The organism is Pseudomonas putida (assembly GCF_022627325.1).
Classification (GTDB): Bacteria; Pseudomonadota; Gammaproteobacteria; order Pseudomonadales; family Pseudomonadaceae; genus Aquipseudomonas; species Aquipseudomonas putida_X.
Genome location: NZ_JAETZZ010000060.1, coordinates 1 through 261, shown reverse-complemented (window position 1 = coordinate 261; position 261 = coordinate 1). Strand labels below are relative to the sequence as shown.

At 58.2% G+C, this 261-nt stretch carries 1 protein-coding gene; it reads left to right on the top strand.

Going from position 1 to position 261, the window contains the following annotated elements; translation table 11 throughout:
- A partial coding sequence (locus JNA92_RS25705) for an IS66 family transposase (RefSeq protein ID WP_241807231.1) occupies nucleotides 1-261 on the top strand: 261 nt, incomplete at both ends.

Genomic DNA, 261 nt, shown 5'->3' with positions numbered 1-261 from the left:
GAAAAGCTGGCTGGACAAGACGTACGCCCAGGTGACGCCGCAAAGCGTATTGGGCAAGGCGGTGCATTACCTGGCAAACAACTGGAGCCGCCTGGAACGGTATGTCGAAGCGGGCCATTTGCCAATCGACAACAACCTGGCAGAGCGTGCGATAAAACCGTTTGTCATTGGGCGCAAGGCTTGGCTGTTCAGTGACACGCCCAAGGGCGCCACGGCAAGTGCGCAGATATACAGCTTGGTCGAGACCGCCAAGGTCAACGG